Origin of the sequence: Actinoallomurus sp. NPDC052308 (genome assembly GCF_040679195.1) — a bacterium.
Lineage (GTDB): Bacteria > Actinomycetota > Actinomycetes > Streptosporangiales > Streptosporangiaceae > Actinoallomurus > Actinoallomurus liliacearum.
In genome coordinates this window covers 108,526-124,851 of record NZ_JBFAUM010000004.1, presented here as the reverse complement: position 1 = coordinate 124,851, position 16,326 = coordinate 108,526, and the positions used below count along the sequence as shown (strand labels likewise).

Sequence of the window (16,326 nt, the reverse complement as noted above, 5' to 3'; positions counted from 1 at the left end):
GAAGGTCAGGCGGCGGGCGCCTGGTGATAGACGGAGTGCCAGACCGCGTTGCGGATCCGGCCGAACTCGGGGGAGAACCGCATCTCCTCGGTCCGCGGATAGGGGAGGTCCACATCGACGACCGTGTGGACGCGGCCCGGCCGGGACGCCATGACGACCACGCGCCCGGCGAGGTAGACGGCCTCATCGACGTCGTGCGTGATGAACATGACCGTGCGCCGCATGCGGCTCCAGGTGTGCAGCAACTGGTCCTGCAGTTGTACGCGGGTCAGCGCGTCGAGGGCGCCGAACGGCTCGTCCATGAGCAGCACCTGCGGGTCCACCGCGTACGCGCGGGCGATCGCGCAGCGCTGCCGCATCCCACCGGACAGGGTCTTGGGCAGCGCGTCGGCGAAGTCGGACAGCCCGACGAGCTCGATCGCCTGTTCGGCGCGCCGCCTGCGCTCCTCGGCCGGCAGGCCGGTCAGCTTGAGTCCGAACTCGACGTTCCCGCGCACCGTCAGCCACGGGAACAACGCGTACTGCTGGAAGATGACCCCCCGGTCCGGCCCCGGTCCGGTGACCGGCACGCCGTCCACCAGGACCTCGCCCGCGGTGGGCTCGGCGAGGCCGGCGGCCATGTTCAGCAGCGTGCTCTTCCCACAGCCCGACGGCCCGACGACGGTGACGAACTCCTGGTCGGCCACGTCGAGGGAGACCCGGTCGAGCGCGGTGAAGGTGGTGTCCTTCATCGGGTAGGTCTTGACGACCTCCCGGAAGGAGATCTTGGCGGTCAACGGCGCTCCTGCCAGCCGGTGAGGCGTCGCTCGGCGAGCAGCAGGAGCCGGTCCATCGCCAGCCCGAGGACGCCGATCGTGATCAGCCCCACGAAGATCGTCGGAAGGTCGTAGTAGAGCTGGGCCTGCTGCATGCGGTAGCCCAGGCCCTGCGTGGCCGCGATCAGCTCCGCGGCGACGAGCGTGCCCCAGGCCGAGCCGAGCCCGACCCGCATCCCGACCAGGATGAACGGCGTCGAGGCCGGGATGACGACCTTGAGGAAGATGGTGCGGTCGGACGCCCCGAGCACCCGCGCGGCGTTGATCAGCGTGCGGTCCACGTCGACGACGCCCTGCAGGGTCGCCACCACGCTGGACAGGAACGCCGCCAGGAAGATGACGAAGATCTTGGGGACCTCGCCGATACCCAGCAGCACGACCGCCAGCGGGATGAGCGCCAGGGGCGGGATGGTGCGGAAGAACTGGATGTATGGCTCCAGCAGGGCGCGCGCCGTAGGGTACCAGCCCATGAGGAACCCGACCGGGACGGCCAGCAGGGTGCCGAGGGCGAAGCCGAGCAGGACCCGGCGCAGGCTGGCCAGCGCGTCCTGGAGCAGTGTGCCGTCGGCGATCAACCGGCCCGCTTTCGCGGCCACCTGGAGCGGGTTCGGCAGCGACTGGACGCCGGCCAGAGCAAGAAGCGTCCACACCAGCAGCCCGAACAGGACCGCCGCCAGGCCGAGCAGGAGCGTACGGGGGGAACGGCGGGTGCGCCGGGTGGCCTGCCGTTCGGCGGGGGGCGCGACCACGGTCATGGTCGCCTCGAATGGTTCATCGGTCTCTCCTCCGGATCCGGCTCCGCCGGGTACCGGGATAGCAGTGGGGACTCATGGAGCACGAGGGCGATGCCGCCGAGGGCGCCGCCCGCGTCGCCGAGCGTCGCCCGGCGCAGGCCGACCCGGTGCCGGGAGATGCGCATGACGTGTGCGGCCAGTGCCTCCTCGATCGGCTCGATGAGCGGCGCGCCCAGCCGGGTGAGCTCGCCGCCGACCACGATCACCTCGGGGCCGATCGCGTTGCTGAGTCCGGCCAGAACCGTGCCGATCAGGGCGCCGACCTCCCGGAGCACACCGAGTGCGAGCGTGTCACCGGCCTGGACCGCGGCCGCCAGGTCCGGCAGGTCTTCGGCCTGACCGCCCGCCGCCCGGTAGGTGGCGAGCACGGCATTGACCGAGGCCACGGTCTCCAGGCATCCGACGCCGCCGCATTCGCAGCGAGCCCCGTCGGCCGGGTGGACCGGGATGTGCCCGAACTCGCCCGACAGCCCGTACGCGCCGCGGTGCAGCGACCCGCCGGTGACGAGGCCACCGCCGACGCCGTGGGAGAGCCGCAGGTACAGCACGTCCTGGTGGTCGGCGGCCGCGCCCCAGATCGACTCGGCGAGCGCGGCCAGCCGGGTGTTGTTGTCCACCAGCACCGGCATGCCGAAGCGCTCGCGCAGCAGGTTCTCCAGGGGTGGGGAACCGGCGGTCTCGTCCGGCGGCCCGACCACCGGACCCACGATGCCCACGCCCATCGCGGTCAGTGTGCTCAGCCGCAGCGGGCCGCCGGTGAGCGTGCCGATGAGACGCGCCGCGATGGTCACGCGCTCGGGCCATGGCAGGTCCGCCGGGTGGGGTTCGCCGGCCGAGCCGACGATCTCATGCGCCACGTTGACGGCGGCGACGTGCACGGCGCGCCGGGCGAAGTCGATGCCGATGGCCTGGCCGGCGGCGGGGTTGAGGGCCAGCGTCTCGGCCGGCCGCCCGCGTCGGCGCGGCGTCGCGTCCGCCCCGATGCCGGGTCCGGCCTCCCGCGTGACCACGACGCCGTCCGCGAGCAACCCGGCGAGGATGTCGTACAGCGTCGTGCGGGACAGCCCGCAACGCTTGCCGAGCTCGCCCCGGCTGAGCGGGCCGTGCGCGCGCAGCAGGCCGAGCACCAGCTCCTGGTGCCCGCGCCGGAGCCGGACGAGCGGGCTCCCTTGTCGCGTTGCGGCGTTCACGCGGCAAAGTCTGCATACCTGGTAGGTTTTATGTCAATACTCCGGAAAAAACCCGCGCCGCCCCCGGTCGGCCGTGAAATGCCCGGTGAAGGGCCTGGTGAGAAGGGGCGATGTGGCCGGCCGCAGCCTCCTCTCGCTCGGCCCCATCGGCGTCGCGGCCGGCGCCGTCGTCCTCGACCCTGAGCGGCCGGAGCCCGGCTGCGCCTGGCCCGACGGCTCACACGACCTTCGCCTGGGTCGGTGGCCCCCTGACGGAATCCCTATTCATCCGGTAGACATTGACAGGGATGAGTACGTCCCCGCCCGCCACGACCGTCATGGAGGCCCGCACAGTGAGCATCCCCACCGCCGATCGTCCGGGCGACGCCGGGGCCGTGCCGCCACCGACCGGAGTCGAGTCCCCGCATCCGCTCGACAATCCCGTGCTCGCCTCGTTGACCGGTCCGCACACGCGTTTCGGCGAGCGCCGCGGCGACGTCGTGCGCTATCCGACCGACGTCTCCCCCTTCCTCGCGCTTCCGGTGCGGCCTACCGACCAGGATTGGCGCGATGCCGCCGCCCTCGCCGGACCTGGCGCGCTGGTCTCCCTCGCCGGAGTGGAGGCGCCGCCGCGCGGCTGGGACGTGGAGGCCCGCATCGCCGGCGTTCAGCTGGTCGACGACGGCCTCGATGAGGCGCCCGATGACGGGGCCGTCCGGCTCACAGCGGCCGACGTGCCCGAGATGCTGGCTCTGACCGAACGCACCAAGCCCGGACCGTTCCTGCCACGGACCATCGAGCTCGGCGCCTACCTCGGCATCCGGCGGGACGGGAGACTGGTCGCGATGGCCGGTGAGCGGTTGCGTCCTCCGGGGTGGACCGAGATCAGCGCGGTGTGCACCGACGCCGCCCACCAGAGGCAGGGCCTGGCCACCAGGCTGGTGCGGGCGGTCGCCGACGGCATTCGCCGGCGCGGCGAGACGCCGTTCATGCACGCGGCCGCGAGCAATACCAACGCCATTCGCCTCTACGAGGCGCTCGGCTTCCGGCTGCGCCGCACCACGCCCTTCCTCGCCGTCCGGGTGCCGGACGACCTCACGTCCGAGTGAGCGGGAGCGCGGGCGGCCACCGCGGGATGCCCTCGGCTGTGTCCGTCCCCCTGCGACGGTCAGCCTCCGGGGCGGGGCTCGACAAGGCGGTACCGGCCCGGCCGGACGCGACGGGCGCGGAGGCGCACCGTCGACGGCGTCGTGCGCCGTGCGGGCGTGCGGCGTCACCTTCACAGCCCGAAGGTCTTGCCGATGATGTCGCGCTGGATCTCGCTGGTCCCGCCGTACACGGTCGACACGACGGTGGACCGCAGCAGACGTTCCATGCCGTACTCGGTCGCGTAGCCGTAGCCGCCCATCATCTGCATGCCGTCCAGCGCCATGGCCTTGGCGAACTCGGTGGCCTTGAGCTTGGCCATGGACGCCTCCCGGGGGAACATCCGGCCCGGTTCCGCGTCGATCCTGCGGGCGACGTCGTGGACCAGCAGCCGCGTGCACTCCAGCTCGGTCGCGTGGTCGGCGAGCCGGTGCCGCAGCGCCTGGAAGCTGCCCACCGGCCGGCCGAACTGCCGGCGTTCGCGTACGTAGGACACCGTGTCGTCGAAGGCCCGGCGCGCGGTGCCGAGCATCATCGCCGCCAGGATCATCCGTTCGAGGTTCAGCCCCGCCATCAGCTGCCGCCAGCCCTGGCCGACCTCTCCGACGACGGCGTCCTCCGGGAGGAGGCAGTCGGTGAAGTACAGGTCGTTGACCTCGCGCCCGCCCATCGTCTCGATGCCGTGGACGGCCAGCCCCTCGACGCCGGCGGGGACGGAGAACATGGTCAGGCCATCGTGCTTGTCGCCTGAGTTCGACGTGCGCGCGACGAGCAGGACGTGCTCGGCGATGTGGGCGTTGGAGCACCAGGTCTTCTGACCGTTGATCACCCATCCGCCGGCACGCTGTTCGGCCTTGCAGGTCAGTGCGCCCACGTCCGAGCCGGCGCCCGGCTCGGACATCGACACCGCCAGCACCTCGCCGCGCAGGAAGTCGCCGAGCACCCGGCGTTTCTGCTCCTCGGTGCCGAACCGCTCGTACGACGCCGCGGTGATCGCGGAGGTGGCGAATCCGCCGATCGGCGCCTGCCAGTAGCCGGTGGTCTCCAGGAACAGGACCAGGTCGGTCATGCCCTGACCCGCGCCGCCGTACTCCTCCGGCACGGCGATCCCGAGCCAGCCCAGGTCGGCCATCTTCTCGTACAGTTTCGCGCTGTGCGGCGCGCGGCCGCCGTCGGTGTGCTCGAGCCACTTCTCCCGGGTACCGACCTCGCGCCGGCAGAGGTCCTCGACGGCGGCGACGAAGTCGCGCTGCTCATCGGTCAAGATCATGAGGTTCGCCCTTCCGCGTAGAGCTCGTCGATCTCGGAGGCGTATCGCTCTTCGATCACGCGTCGCTTGAGCTTGAGCGTCGGCGTGAGTTCCCCGCTGTCCGGACCCCATGGGTGGCCGAGCACGCGGAACGCCTTGATCTGTTCGGGCCGGGACAGCACGCCGTTGGCCCGCTGGACCGCGGCGGTGAGTTCCCGGCGGATCAGCGGGTCGGCGGCGAGCGTCGCGAGGTCCATCGTCGCCAGACCTCGCGCCTCGGCCCAGGCCGGCGCGGCCTCCTCGTCCAGCACCAGCAGCGCCGTCACGTACGGGCGGCGATCGCCGATCACCACGGCGTGGCCGATCAGCGGGTGTCCGCACAGCAGGGACTCCGCGACGCTCGGGGCGATGTTCTTGCCGCTGGAGGTGATGATCAGCTCCTTCTTGCGGCCGGTGATCCGCAGCATGCCGTCGGCGTCGAACGCGCCGAGGTCGCCGGTGGCCAGCCAGCCGTCGGAGTCCACGGGGGATTCGATCCGCCCGTCCGGCCGCAGGTAGCCGAGGAACACCAGTGGTCCGCGGACCTCGATCTCACCGTCGGCGGCCAGGCGTACCTCCATCCCCGGCAGGGGCAGGCCGACGGTGCCCGGCCGGTAACGGTCGGGGTAGGTGGTGGTCGCCGCTCCCGTGGTCTCGGACAGGCCCCACACCTCGGTGATCGTCAGGCCGAGACCGCCGAAGAACTCCAGCGCCTCGGCCGAGATCGGAGCGGATCCGCTGCCCGTGCGGATCGCCTCGGCGAGCCCGAGCCGTTCCCGCAGCGGGCGGAGCACCGTCCGGTCGGCCTCCGCGTGCGCTCGGGCGAGTTCTCCGGGCAGGTCTCCGCCGTCGGCCCGGATCCGGTACACCTCGCCGGCGAGCTCGCGGGCCCGCTCGATCACGGCTCGCGTCCCCTTGTCCAGGCCGGACAACTGGTGCTGGACGCCTGCGGCGAACTTCTCCCACACGCGTGGCACACCGAAGAACCCGTGCGGCCGCACCGTTCTCAGCATCTCGGGAAGCCGGCCGGCGTCCTGGCAGATCGTCACGTGCCCCGCGGTGTAGACCGGCAGGTACATGCCGAGCACCCGCTCGGCCACATGCGCCAGCGGGAGGTAGGCGACCTGCCGCGGATGGCGGGGACCGGGCTGCATCAGCTGCTGCGCGGCGCACTGGTAGAGCACGTTGCGGTGGGAGAGCACCACGCCCTTCGGGTCGCCGGTCGTGCCGGAGGTGTAGATCATCGCCACGGGGTCATCCGGCTCGACCCGTTCGGAGACGTCCGCCGCACGAGGCGTCGCCGCCAGTTCGGCGTAGGGGATGAGGCGATCACGGGCGCCCTCGAGCACGACGACCGCCTTCAGCCAGGGCATCGCGGCCAGCGCCGACTTCCACCGGTCCAGCTCGGCGGCGCCCTCCAGGACCACGACCGTCGCGGCGCTGTGCCGTGCGATGTGACGAATCTGCTCAGGACTCAGCGTGGCGTACGTGGTGCACGGGATGGCGCCGAGCTCGGCCGCGGCGAAGTCGACGACCCAGTGCTCCGGGCGGCTGGACATGTCGATGAGCATCCGGTCGCCGCGCCGCAGCCCGAGCGCGCGCAGCCCGCTCGCCACGGCCAGGACCTGGTCGCCCAGCCGCTGCCAGGTCCAGGTGCGCCCGTCCGCTCCGGTGATGGCGGGGAGGTCGCCGTACTCGGTGGCGTTGCGCCGCAGCAGCCGGGGGACCGTCTGCGCCCCCATCGCCGCGTCCACGTCGGCAGCCGTGATCATCCGTCGCTCCCTTCACCGGGTGCTCCGCGCGAACCCATCACAGACCCGAACGAGGTTCAGTGTCAATAGATGACCCGAACGACCACTTACTTAATTCGTCGTCTCCCCAGGTAGAAGCATTTGAGCGCCGCGCGAGGCGACGATTTCGTTCTTGCGTCGGTCGTTACACTCGCCTCATGCCGAGTCAGCGCCGAAGGCCGAAGGACCGCAAGGCGGCGATCGCCCTCATCGCCGCGGAGCGCTTCTGCGCCCGCGGTTACCACAACGTCGCGCTGGAGGACATCGCCAAGGAGGTCGGCATCACCGGCCCGGCCATATACCGGCACTTCCCGACCAAGCAGACGCTGCTCGCCGCAGCGGTCGAGGAGCTCGGCGCGCACTTCGCGGAATGCGTCGAGGCCGGTGCCGAGGGAGACGCCCCGGCCGACCGCCTGGACGCCGCGTTGAGGGCGCTGGTGCGCTTCAGCTTCGACCGGCGCACGATGGCCCGCCTCTACCAGTGGGAGAGCCGCTACCTCGATTCCGGCCGGCAGGCCGCGCTCGCCGGGCCGTTCGCGAACGCCGTGCGCGCGCTGCGCGAGATGCTGTGCGGCGCCCGGCCCGGGCTGCCGAGACGCGACGCCGCGACGCTGGTCACCGCGGCGCTCAGCGTGATCGCGAGTCCCTCCACCCACCGGGCGAGCCTGGCCCGGGGCAGAGCCGAACGCGCCGTCCTCGAGTGCGCCACCGCCGTGATCACGACGAACCTTCCCCCCGCGCCGTCGCGGCGGACACCGCCGCCACATTCCCGCGCGGACCGGTTCGCGCTGCTGCCCCGCCGGGAGCGGCTGCTCGTCGAGGCCGTACGCCTGTTCCACGAGCGCGGTTACCACCGGGTCAGCATGTCCGAGATCGGGGAGGCCGCCGGAATCAACGCCTCGAGCGTGTACTCCCATTTCGCGAGCAAGACCGATCTGCTGGCCGCCGCCTACTACCGGGCCACCGGCCGCCTGGAGCAGGCCGTCGCCGAGGCGCTGGGCGACGCCGCCACGCCGGCCCAGGCGCTGCGCCGGCTGATCGACATCTATGTCAGGAGCACGTTCGAACAGGCGGACCTCGCCGGGGTCTACCTCTCCGAGCGGGAGAATCTGGCCCCGGCCGACCGCCGGCGGCTGCAGGCCGCCCAGCGACGGCACGTGGACACCTGGATCGGTCTGGTGGCCGAACTGCGCCCGGAGGAGGAACCCGCCGCGATCCGCTACCGCGTGCACGCGGCGTTGAACGTGGTGACCGACCTCGCCCGGTCGGCGAGCCCGTCGGCGACCGAGGCGAGGACCATCGCGTTGCTCCGCCCGATCCTGGAACCGTCGGGCGGCGGGGTCAGCCGGACGTTCGAGGCTCCCGGTCGGCGAGCGCGGTGAAGATGTGCGCGCACTCGGCGACGAGCTCGTCCTCGCTCATCGCGAGCGTGCCGGACAGCCAGGCGGTCAGCGTCTGCGCCAGGCCGCCGACGACGAACTGGGCGGCGAGGTCGAGTCGTGGACCGTCGGGGATCCCGTAGGACCGGCGGGCCTGTCCGCTGAGCAGCCGTGCGAAGAACCTGGAGGACTCCAGGCGTCGCCTCGCGAGCACGGGATCCGTCAGAGTCACGGACCCCACAGCACCGTCCGGTCGGCGTCCAGGCCGAGTTCCGCCGCGCGCAGGCGCAGCCCCGCCAGGGCGCCGGTGAGGTCGTCGAGCTGGGCGGGATGGACGGCTTCGCCGCTGAGCCGGTAGTCGGGACACGCGACGGCGAAACCGGCCCGGACGAGGCGGGCGAAGGGGCCGGGACTCCAGGCGCGGAACCGGGGCCCGAGATCCTCGCGCAGGCCGGTACGCCAGGCACCGCCGTGCACGAAGACGACGACCGGAACCGGTCCGGACGCCTCCCGCGGCAGCCAGAGGTCCAGCTCCAGCGGCCGGCTGCCCTCGCGCGCGGCGGCGGGCAGGCCGAGCTCCTCCGCCGGGGTGCCCAGGGCCTCGAAGAACCGCTCGAACGTGCCGCCCGGGCCCGCGGCGACGCCGACGATCACGGAGTGGTGTCGTTCGATGCGGTAGGCGTGCGGGCAGTTCTTCGGCACGAAGCCGAAGTCGCCGGAGGTCAGCAGCCTCTCGTGCTGCTCGCCCGCGAGGTCCTCCACGAACACCCGCACGGCCCCGCCGGTGACGTAGAAGACCTCGTAGGTGTCGGGGTGGGAGTGGGACGGGATGAGCGAGCGGGACCGGTACTTGGTGGCATGGTCATGCGGAACGTCCGGCCGCGTCGGATCCTGATCCGCACCACTGACGAGGGGCGGCGTGTCCACGAGCGCGCGCAGGCCACCATCGCGGTCATCGAATCGGTCCTCGCCGAGCGCATCGGGCAGGCGGGCATCGACTCATTGCGGCAGGCCCTGACCGTCGGCTGGGGCGAGCCGCCGCTCGTCGCCGCCCCTTGGGGGGACGGGCCGGGCGGGGGAGGCCGGGTTCACGCCTGGTCGAGGGTGACCAGTCGTTCGATGCCGCGGGCGGCCAGGTAGGCGGTGTCGGCGCTGCGGCTACGGAGGACCACCGCGGGGCGCGTGCCCGCGGCGACGAGCTTCATGAAGGGCTCGAAGAATCCGCCGTAGTCGGCCGCCGGAATCATGTCGTCGGGCAGCACGAGCGCGGTCGTCCGGACTCGCGGCGCCGGCGGGTGGGCGTCGAACTCGGCGATGACCTTGCGAATGGTCCTGCCGATCGGCTTGATCCTGCGGTCGTTGGTGAACAGGCCGAGGTCGTATTCCAGGTCGACGTACCCGCTGAGCTTCGGGTTCAGGTCGTGGGAGTCCCACCAGGTGATGCCGAACAGGTGATCGCAGTCGGCCATCGAGCGGATCGAGCGCTCGGTCCAGGACGGGATGTCGGCCGCGTTCATCCACACGGTCGACACTCCGGTCTCCTCGATCCAGACTTTGCGGTCGAGGTCGGTGTGGAACGCCTTGATCAGTTCGATGAAGAACTCGGAGTAGTGCGTGGACGCGGTGGACAGCGACCCGTATCGCTGGATCACCTGAGTCCAGCCGGCCCAGGTGTGGTTGGCGGTCATCGTGCCGGCGGTCGCGAGTCCGTGGCGGGTCCAGTAGGCGTTGTTCTGCCAGGGCCAGTGGTCGATGCCCGAGACGTGGATCCTGCCCGGCGCGACCTTCTCGCAGGTGTCGAACAGGGCGGTGTGCCAGGCGTCGCCCTGTGCCTGGGTCGCCGTCATGCCCAGCGGGATGGCGAACCAGTGAATTTCGTTGGACAGGTCGAAGCCCATGAATCGGCGGTGCCGCCCGATTCGTTCGGCGATCCGGCCGAGCACCCACTGCTCTCGCTCGATCGCGACCGGATCGGTCAGGACGTTACGGATCTTTCCGTTGCCGTTGTCGATGAGGTACGGCGGGACGAAGAGGACTCCGCTCACCGCGCCGTTGAGAACGGTCACCTGGACGTCCAGGTGCCGATCGTCGGCGAGGTCGAGCAGCTCCTCCAGCCGGTCGAGCTGCTCACCGCGCACGTAGGTGGCGTTGGGCTGGAGCTCCGACCAGAGAAGCATGATCCGGATGTGGTCCATCCCCAGGGAGGCGATGTCGTCGAGGTCGGCCGCGATCGACGCCCGCTTCCAGTCCGACCAGGAGAACCACCAGTTCTCGCTCGGTACGTAGTTCACGCCGAACCGGACCGGACGGTGTAGGCCGCGGTCGGCGGGCGCCGGGACGCCGGTGCGCGTCGCGGCCGCGGCGCTCGCCGTGGCCGGGTTCAGCAGCGTGGAGATCGCGGCGGCGCCCGCCGTCGCGCCGAGGAATCTCCTGCGGGCCATCGACGGCCGGTCATCAGCGGATGCGGAGGGGAGTTCGGGCACGGGGGACTCCTTCGGACATCAGCGACTAAACCGGTTTAGCACAACAGGGAAGTCCCATATCAGTCAAGCGCCGGTCAGCTCGAAGGAATGCGCGTCGGCGCCCGGACCCACCCGCTCTTTCTCGCGACAAATCCGAATCCGCGCGGTACGCGGTCGCATCGCGGCGGAAGCGGCGAGCGGCGACCGGTCCCGCTCGCCGGTCTCGTCGAACCGGTGACCGCGCCCGTCGGCGGGCCCTCGCGGCGGGGACGCGCCGGTCCCGGGGTCGGCCGGTCCTGGGATCGGCGGTGGGAGGAGGCGGCACCGACCGGCAGGCGGAATCGGATGTCCGAAATCTTCTCGTAACACCCGTTGACATCGCCGAAACGGCGAGTACGGTGTGATCTCAACGATCACGTGAACGTTAATGTTCGCCTCCCACGCCACCGATTCGGCGCGCCCGGCAGTCGACGCGGCCGCCGGACCCCCGGCCGATCCCCTCCGTTCCGACCACACCCCGCCCTACGCGAACGTCCGCCCGAAGGGAACGTCCTGTTGACGACCACGCCCTATGCCGATCCACGGCTGCTCGACCCGAGACTGGCCAAGTTCAACCCGCTGCGCCGGATCCTCGTGCACGACGACTTCAACAGCGGCACCCACGGATGGGTCGAGCTGATCGGCAACCACGATGAGCACGGCGACCTCGACACCGTCGACGAGCACATGTCCGACTTCCGGCCGCCGCAGCTCAGTTCCTGCAGCTTCTTCGACGTCGGCACCCACGGAGCCATGTCGGGCACGTACGCGCTGAAGGTCGCGACCCGGCCCGTCACCGGGCACACCGGAGTCGCGATCCGCAGGCTCACCATGTCGGGTCGCGGCAAGGTGCAGTTCGAGACGTACCTGGCGTACAAGGCCGAGGCGGCCTCGGCCGAGAACGGCGCCGCGACCGCGCCCGGGGGCGGGCGGTGGGACGCGAACAACCATCCCTCGGAACAGCAGTTCGGCGCGTTCACCGTCGCGACCGACATCTGTGACGGTGTGCGCTACCACAACGTGGTGCGGTACCTGAACACCGATCTGGACCACCGGGTGCGGCACCAGTGGGTGTATCCCACCGTCCCCGAGCCGACCCCGCGCGAGCACTTCGAAGGCAAGCTCAAGCTCGAGCGGACCGCGGACTTCACCGCTCCGAACCCCGACGACTGGAAGCCGTTCGGCGAGCAGGACATGTGCTTCAACGAGGTCCCGACCAAGGTCAACTGGCACTACCTGCGCTGGGTGATCGACACGAGCACCCGCAAGAACGTCGAGCTCCAGGTCAACGACGTCGTCCACGACATGTCCGATGTGCCGGTTCCGCCGTACGACGAGGAGTACGGGTCGCTGCAGAACCTGCTGAACTTCTACGTCTCCGTCCGTACGCACACCGATGTCCGGAACTTCCTCTATCTGGACTCGGTGCTGATCTCGGTGGACTGGTAAGGAACGAACGACAATGCGACAGTCACTCACCGCGGTCATCGAGCGCAACACGACGCTGACCGGCGAGTTCACCACCGAGCCCTACGAGGCGGCCTGGGCCGGCGAGGCCCGCTGGTTCGTGCGCGTGCTCGACTCCACCGGGCATTCCCCTCGTCTTCTCATGCGTACGCAGATCTCCCCCGACGGCCTGCACTGGTGCGACCTGGACGGGGTCGACCAGATCGTCACGCCCGGGGACGGACCGCTGCACAGCTGGCCGGCGGCCGGCTTCGGCGGTTGGCTCAGGCTGCGCGGCACCGTCGTCGGCGAGCAGGCCCCGGAGGACGGCTCGCGGGACGAGGCCGCGGGCGTCAAGGTCCTGATCTACCTGGCGCTCAAGGCATGACCGGGGCGGCGACATGAGGAGAGCGGACAGGCCGGAGACCGGCGCGCGCATCGGGCGCCGGGACTTCCTCGCCATGGCGGGGCTCGGATCCACGGCGGTGCTCCTCTCGGGCTGCGGCATCGGAAGCGGCGGCGGTGGCGCCCCGAAGGGGGCGCTGCGCGCCGCGTTCGGCCAGCCGGTCACCGATCTGGATCCCTACAACGCCGCGACGGCGGTCGATGAGGCGTCACTGATCGTCAAACGTCTGGTGTTCGACACGCTCGTCCGGCGTCAGGGCGACCGGCTGGTCCCCGGGCTGGCGAGCGGCTGGAAGCGTGCGGACGACACCACGTGGGTGTTCACGCTGCGCGGCGGCGCCCGGTTCCACGACGGGACGCCCGTCACCGCGGCCGACGTCGTGGCCTGCCTGAAGCGCACGAAGTCGGTCGCGTCCGCGCAGACCCCGCTGTGGGCGTCGGTCACCGGTGCCGAGGCCCGGGACGACCGCACGGTGGTCTTCCACACCGACGGCCCGCTCGGCTCGCTCCCGGTCAACCTCACCCTGCTCTTCGTCGTCCCGGCCGCCCGGGTCGCCGACCCGGAGCAGAAGCGCCGTCCGATCGGCTCCGGACCGTTCCGCGTCACCGGGTTCACCCCGTCGACGTCCGTCGAACTGGCGCGGTTCGACGGTTACTGGGGCGGCCGGGCCGATCTGCCCGGGATCTCGATGCCGTACATCGCCGAGACCTCATCGGCGATCACCGCCCTGCGCAACGGCGACGTCGACCTGCTCTGGCCGATCCCGCCGGACCAGTTGCCCGAGGTCACCGGGGTGGGCGGCGTGACTGTCGAGTCCGTTCCCTCATGGACGTACTTCCTCAACTGGTTCAACTGCTCGCGCCCACCGTTCAACGACCCCAACGTCCGCCGGGCGATGTGCCAGGCCGTCGACCTGCCGCAGATCGTGCGGTCGCTCTTCGGCCGTGGGGGACAGCAGATGCGCGCGCCGATCCCGTCGACGGTCGCCGGGTACGCCGCGCAGGAGCCCTGGAAGCACGATCCGGCCGCCGCGAGGCGCCTGCTCGCCGACGCCGGGCTCGGCAGGGGCTTCACCACCTCCATGATGTGGTTCGACGCCACGGGTCCGCTCGCCCGTGAGCTCGCCGAGTCGATGATCTCCTCGTGGGCGGAGATCGGGGTCACGGTCCGCCCGCAGAGCATCGAGAAGGCCCAGTGGCTGGAGCGCCTGAACAGCCTCGACTGGGACATGAACCTGCAGACGAACACGGTGACCACGGGCGACGCCGCGTTCACCGTCGGGCGGCTGTACACGTCGAAGGCCCACCGGATGGGCTACAAGAACCCGGCCCTCGACCAGATCCTCGCCCGCGCCGCGGCGGCCCCCTACGGCCCCGACCGCGACGCTCTCTACGGCGAGGCGTGCAAGGTCATCTGGTCCGACGCCGTCGGGCTGTTCCCCGTGACCCTCGTCACCGGGTACGGGCGCTCGGGCCGGCTCACCGGCTTCACCCCGGCCCCGAACAACCAGCCCGACCTCGCGGCGGTGGGGCGCCGATGACACCGTGCCGGAGGATCCGATGAGCCCACGACGCCGTACGACGCTGCGCGACATCGCCACGGCGCTCGACCTGTCCGTCAACACCGTCTCCCGGGCGCTCGCCGACAAGGACGCGGTCAGCGTGGAGACACGGCGACGCGTCAAGGCCGAGGCCGAGCGACTCGGCTATGTGCCCAACACGATGGCCCGATCTCTGGTCCTGCAGAACGCGATGACCCTCGGGCTGGTCATCACGAACCCGTCCAACCCGTTCTACGCCCGCCTGATCTCCGCGATCGAGGAACGCGGCCGCACCCGCGGCTACTCGCTCATGCTGATGGTCACCGAGGACTCGATCGACAACGAGCGCCGCGCCGCCGAGGAGCTGATGCGCTGGGGCGTCGACGGGGTGCTGGCCATCCCGGTCCAGCACGGTGCCGAGCACTGGGAGGGGCTCCGCAAGTCCGGTATCCCCCTCGTCCTGCTCAACCGTCATCTGCCAGGCCTCGACGTCGACCTCGTCGGCGTGGACTACTACGCGGGTGCCCGCGCGGCGACCGAGCACGTGCTGAGCACCGGCGCCACCGAGCTGTACCTCGCCGAGGAGAACCTCGACATCTCACCGGTCTCGGAACGCATCCGGGGATTCCACGACACGCTCGCGGCCCACGGTCTCAGCGCTCCCGACGACGCGGTCGTACGCGTCGACTCACCCGGAGGGGGCGGCGTCTCGGTCCCGTTCGATCCCGGCCCCGCGTACGAGATCGGCGCCGCCCTCGCCCGGAGGGCCGGTCCCGGCGCCGTCGTGCTGGCGGGCAACGACTATCACGCCCTGGGTCTGTACCGCGCGTTCACCGAGCACGGTCTGCGGGTCGGCGTCGACGTGGGCGTCGTCGGCCACGGCGACCATCCCTTCTCGGCGTACCTCGACCCGCCGCTGACCTCGGTCCGGCTGCCCGCCGCCGAGGTGGGGCGGGCCGGCGTCGACCGGCTGCTCGAACGAGTCGAGATCGCCGGGCAGGCAGAGGGCGGCGAGGCCGCCCCGGCGCACACGCTGCTGCCTCCCGAGCTCGTCGTGCGCGCGTCCGTGCCCCGGTCCGACGGAGGTGAGCACTGATGGGAGTGTTCGTGGCCAAGCGTCTCGCCCAGGCCGTGGTGGTCGCCTGGGGCGCGCTGACGCTGGTCTTCATCATCGTCCGGGTCGTGCCCGGCGACCCCGCGAAGCTCATCCTCGGGCCCGACGCCTCGGCCGACCAGGTCAAGAACGTGCGGGCGGACTTCGGCCTCGACCATTCGCTGGGGCAGCAGTACCTGGAGCACCTCGGCGGAGTCCTGCACGGCGACCTCGGCGACTCCTGGCGGCTCGGCGGGTCCGCGCTCGGCGACACCCTGGCACGCTTCCCCGCGACCCTCACCCTGTCCCTGGTCGCGCTCGTGCTGACCGTGCTGATCGGCTTCCCGCTCGGCATGCTGTGCGCGCGCCGGCCCGGAAAGGTGCTCGACCTTCTGGTGTCCACCGGGTCGCTGGTCGGGCAGGCCGTCCCGTCGTTCTGGCTCGGCATCGTCCTGATCCTGCTGTTCGCCCGCGAACTCGGATGGCTGCCCGCGACCGCGGACGGGTCGTTCGCCGGGGTCCTGCTCCCGGCGTTCACCCTCGCGCTGCCGTTCATCGGCTGGCTCGCCCGCCTGGTCCGCAACGGCGCGCTGGAAGAGGGCGCCAAGGACTACGTGCGTACGGCCCGCGCCAAGGGCGTATCGGAGGGATTGGTCCAGTACGTGCACGTGGGCCGGAACATCGCGGTCCCGGTCGTCACCGTGCTCGGCCTCCTGATGGGCAACTTCATCGCCAACGCGGTCATCATCGAGGTCGTCTTCTCCTGGCCGGGCATCGGGTCGCTGATGGTCGACGCGATCACGAATCGCGACTACGCCGTCGTCGAGGCCGCGGTCCTCACGATGACGCTGTCCTACATCGTCCTGAACCTGCTGGTGGACGTCGTCTACTTCGCCCTCGACCCGCGCCTCACCCCGGAGACCACATGAGCGAGCGCAGCGAGCGAATCGATAGCACAG

15 protein-coding genes are annotated in these 16,326 nt (G+C 71.1%); 7 read left to right on the top strand and 8 right to left on the bottom strand.

Annotated features, from left to right (window positions below; genetic code table 11):
* Nucleotides 1–5: 5 nt before the first annotated feature.
* From AB0L00_RS15165 to AB0L00_RS15155, 3 genes are read right to left on the bottom strand one after another with little or no spacing between them, the layout of a single operon-like run.
* Nucleotides 6–776: an ABC transporter ATP-binding protein gene (locus AB0L00_RS15165; RefSeq protein WP_364433547.1), complete on the bottom strand. Its 771-nt coding sequence runs from the start codon at nucleotides 774–776 to the stop codon at nucleotides 6–8.
* A complete protein-coding gene (locus AB0L00_RS15160; protein ID WP_364433544.1) occupies nucleotides 773–1,570 on the bottom strand; it encodes an ABC transporter permease in 798 nt (265 codons plus the stop codon). The genes AB0L00_RS15165 and AB0L00_RS15160 overlap by 4 nt, the downstream gene beginning before the upstream one ends.
* Nucleotides 1,567–2,799 carry an ROK family transcriptional regulator gene (locus AB0L00_RS15155; RefSeq protein WP_364433542.1) on the bottom strand — a complete coding sequence of 411 codons (1,233 nt, stop codon included), beginning with the start codon at nucleotides 2,797–2,799 and terminating at the stop codon, nucleotides 1,567–1,569. The genes AB0L00_RS15160 and AB0L00_RS15155 overlap by 4 nt, the downstream gene beginning before the upstream one ends.
* 287 nt (nucleotides 2,800–3,086) lie before the next feature.
* Between AB0L00_RS15155 and AB0L00_RS15150 the strand changes: the two genes are divergently transcribed.
* Complete coding sequence (locus tag AB0L00_RS15150; RefSeq protein ID WP_364433539.1) at nucleotides 3,087–3,887, top strand: GNAT family N-acetyltransferase; 801 nt, start codon at nucleotides 3,087–3,089, stop codon at nucleotides 3,885–3,887.
* Nucleotides 3,888–4,057: 170 nt separating this feature from the next.
* Here AB0L00_RS15150 and AB0L00_RS15145 read toward each other — a convergent pair whose 3' ends face one another.
* Together AB0L00_RS15145 and AB0L00_RS15140 are read right to left on the bottom strand one after the other, a co-directional pair.
* Complete coding sequence (locus AB0L00_RS15145; protein WP_364433536.1) at nucleotides 4,058–5,194, bottom strand: acyl-CoA dehydrogenase family protein; 1,137 nt, start codon at nucleotides 5,192–5,194, stop codon at nucleotides 4,058–4,060.
* Nucleotides 5,191–6,984: an AMP-dependent synthetase/ligase gene (locus tag AB0L00_RS15140; RefSeq protein ID WP_364433533.1), complete on the bottom strand. Its 1,794-nt coding sequence runs from the start codon at nucleotides 6,982–6,984 to the stop codon at nucleotides 5,191–5,193. Before AB0L00_RS15140 ends, AB0L00_RS15145 begins: the two co-directional genes overlap by 4 nt.
* A gap of 176 nt (nucleotides 6,985–7,160) precedes the next feature.
* On the opposite strand from AB0L00_RS15140, the gene AB0L00_RS15135 reads away from it, so the two are divergent.
* Entirely contained in the window at nucleotides 7,161–8,384 is a 1,224-nt protein-coding gene (locus AB0L00_RS15135) for a TetR/AcrR family transcriptional regulator (protein ID WP_364433530.1), read from the top strand.
* On the opposite strand, the gene AB0L00_RS15130 is transcribed toward AB0L00_RS15135, so the two are convergent.
* The 3 genes from AB0L00_RS15130 to AB0L00_RS15120 all read right to left on the bottom strand — a co-directional run bounded on the left by AB0L00_RS15130 (nucleotide 8,344) and on the right by AB0L00_RS15120 (nucleotide 10,864).
* Entirely contained in the window at nucleotides 8,344–8,613 is a 270-nt protein-coding gene (locus AB0L00_RS15130) for a hypothetical protein (protein ID WP_364433527.1), read from the bottom strand. The two genes, AB0L00_RS15135 and AB0L00_RS15130, sit on opposite strands and share 41 nt — an antisense overlap.
* The gene (locus AB0L00_RS15125; protein WP_364433525.1) at nucleotides 8,610–9,308 is read right to left on the bottom strand and encodes a cupin domain-containing protein; all 699 of its coding nucleotides are present in this window, start codon (nucleotides 9,306–9,308) and stop codon (nucleotides 8,610–8,612) included. The genes AB0L00_RS15130 and AB0L00_RS15125 overlap by 4 nt, the downstream gene beginning before the upstream one ends.
* A gap of 161 nt (nucleotides 9,309–9,469) precedes the next feature.
* Entirely contained in the window at nucleotides 9,470–10,864 is a 1,395-nt protein-coding gene (locus tag AB0L00_RS15120; protein ID WP_364433522.1) for a hypothetical protein, read from the bottom strand.
* Between the two features lie 534 nt (nucleotides 10,865–11,398).
* On the opposite strand from AB0L00_RS15120, the gene AB0L00_RS15115 reads away from it, so the two are divergent.
* From AB0L00_RS15115 to AB0L00_RS15095, 5 genes are read left to right on the top strand one after another with little or no spacing between them, the layout of a single operon-like run.
* Complete coding sequence (locus AB0L00_RS15115) at nucleotides 11,399–12,331, top strand: DUF6772 family protein (protein WP_364433519.1); 933 nt, start codon at nucleotides 11,399–11,401, stop codon at nucleotides 12,329–12,331.
* A 13-nt stretch (nucleotides 12,332–12,344) separates the two neighbouring features.
* Nucleotides 12,345–12,716, top strand: a complete 372-nt coding sequence (locus tag AB0L00_RS15110) for a hypothetical protein (RefSeq protein WP_364433517.1) — start codon at nucleotides 12,345–12,347, stop codon at nucleotides 12,714–12,716.
* A gap of 13 nt (nucleotides 12,717–12,729) precedes the next feature.
* On the top strand, nucleotides 12,730–14,274 hold the full coding sequence (locus AB0L00_RS15105) for an ABC transporter substrate-binding protein (RefSeq protein ID WP_364433513.1): 1,545 nt from the start codon (nucleotides 12,730–12,732) through the stop codon (nucleotides 14,272–14,274).
* A gap of 19 nt (nucleotides 14,275–14,293) precedes the next feature.
* Nucleotides 14,294–15,370 carry a LacI family DNA-binding transcriptional regulator gene (locus AB0L00_RS15100; RefSeq protein ID WP_364433510.1) on the top strand — a complete coding sequence of 359 codons (1,077 nt, stop codon included), beginning with the start codon at nucleotides 14,294–14,296 and terminating at the stop codon, nucleotides 15,368–15,370.
* Complete coding sequence (locus AB0L00_RS15095) at nucleotides 15,370–16,296, top strand: ABC transporter permease (RefSeq protein WP_364433507.1); 927 nt, start codon at nucleotides 15,370–15,372, stop codon at nucleotides 16,294–16,296. Before AB0L00_RS15100 ends, AB0L00_RS15095 begins: the two co-directional genes overlap by 1 nt.
* Nucleotides 16,297–16,326 lie beyond the last annotated feature (30 nt).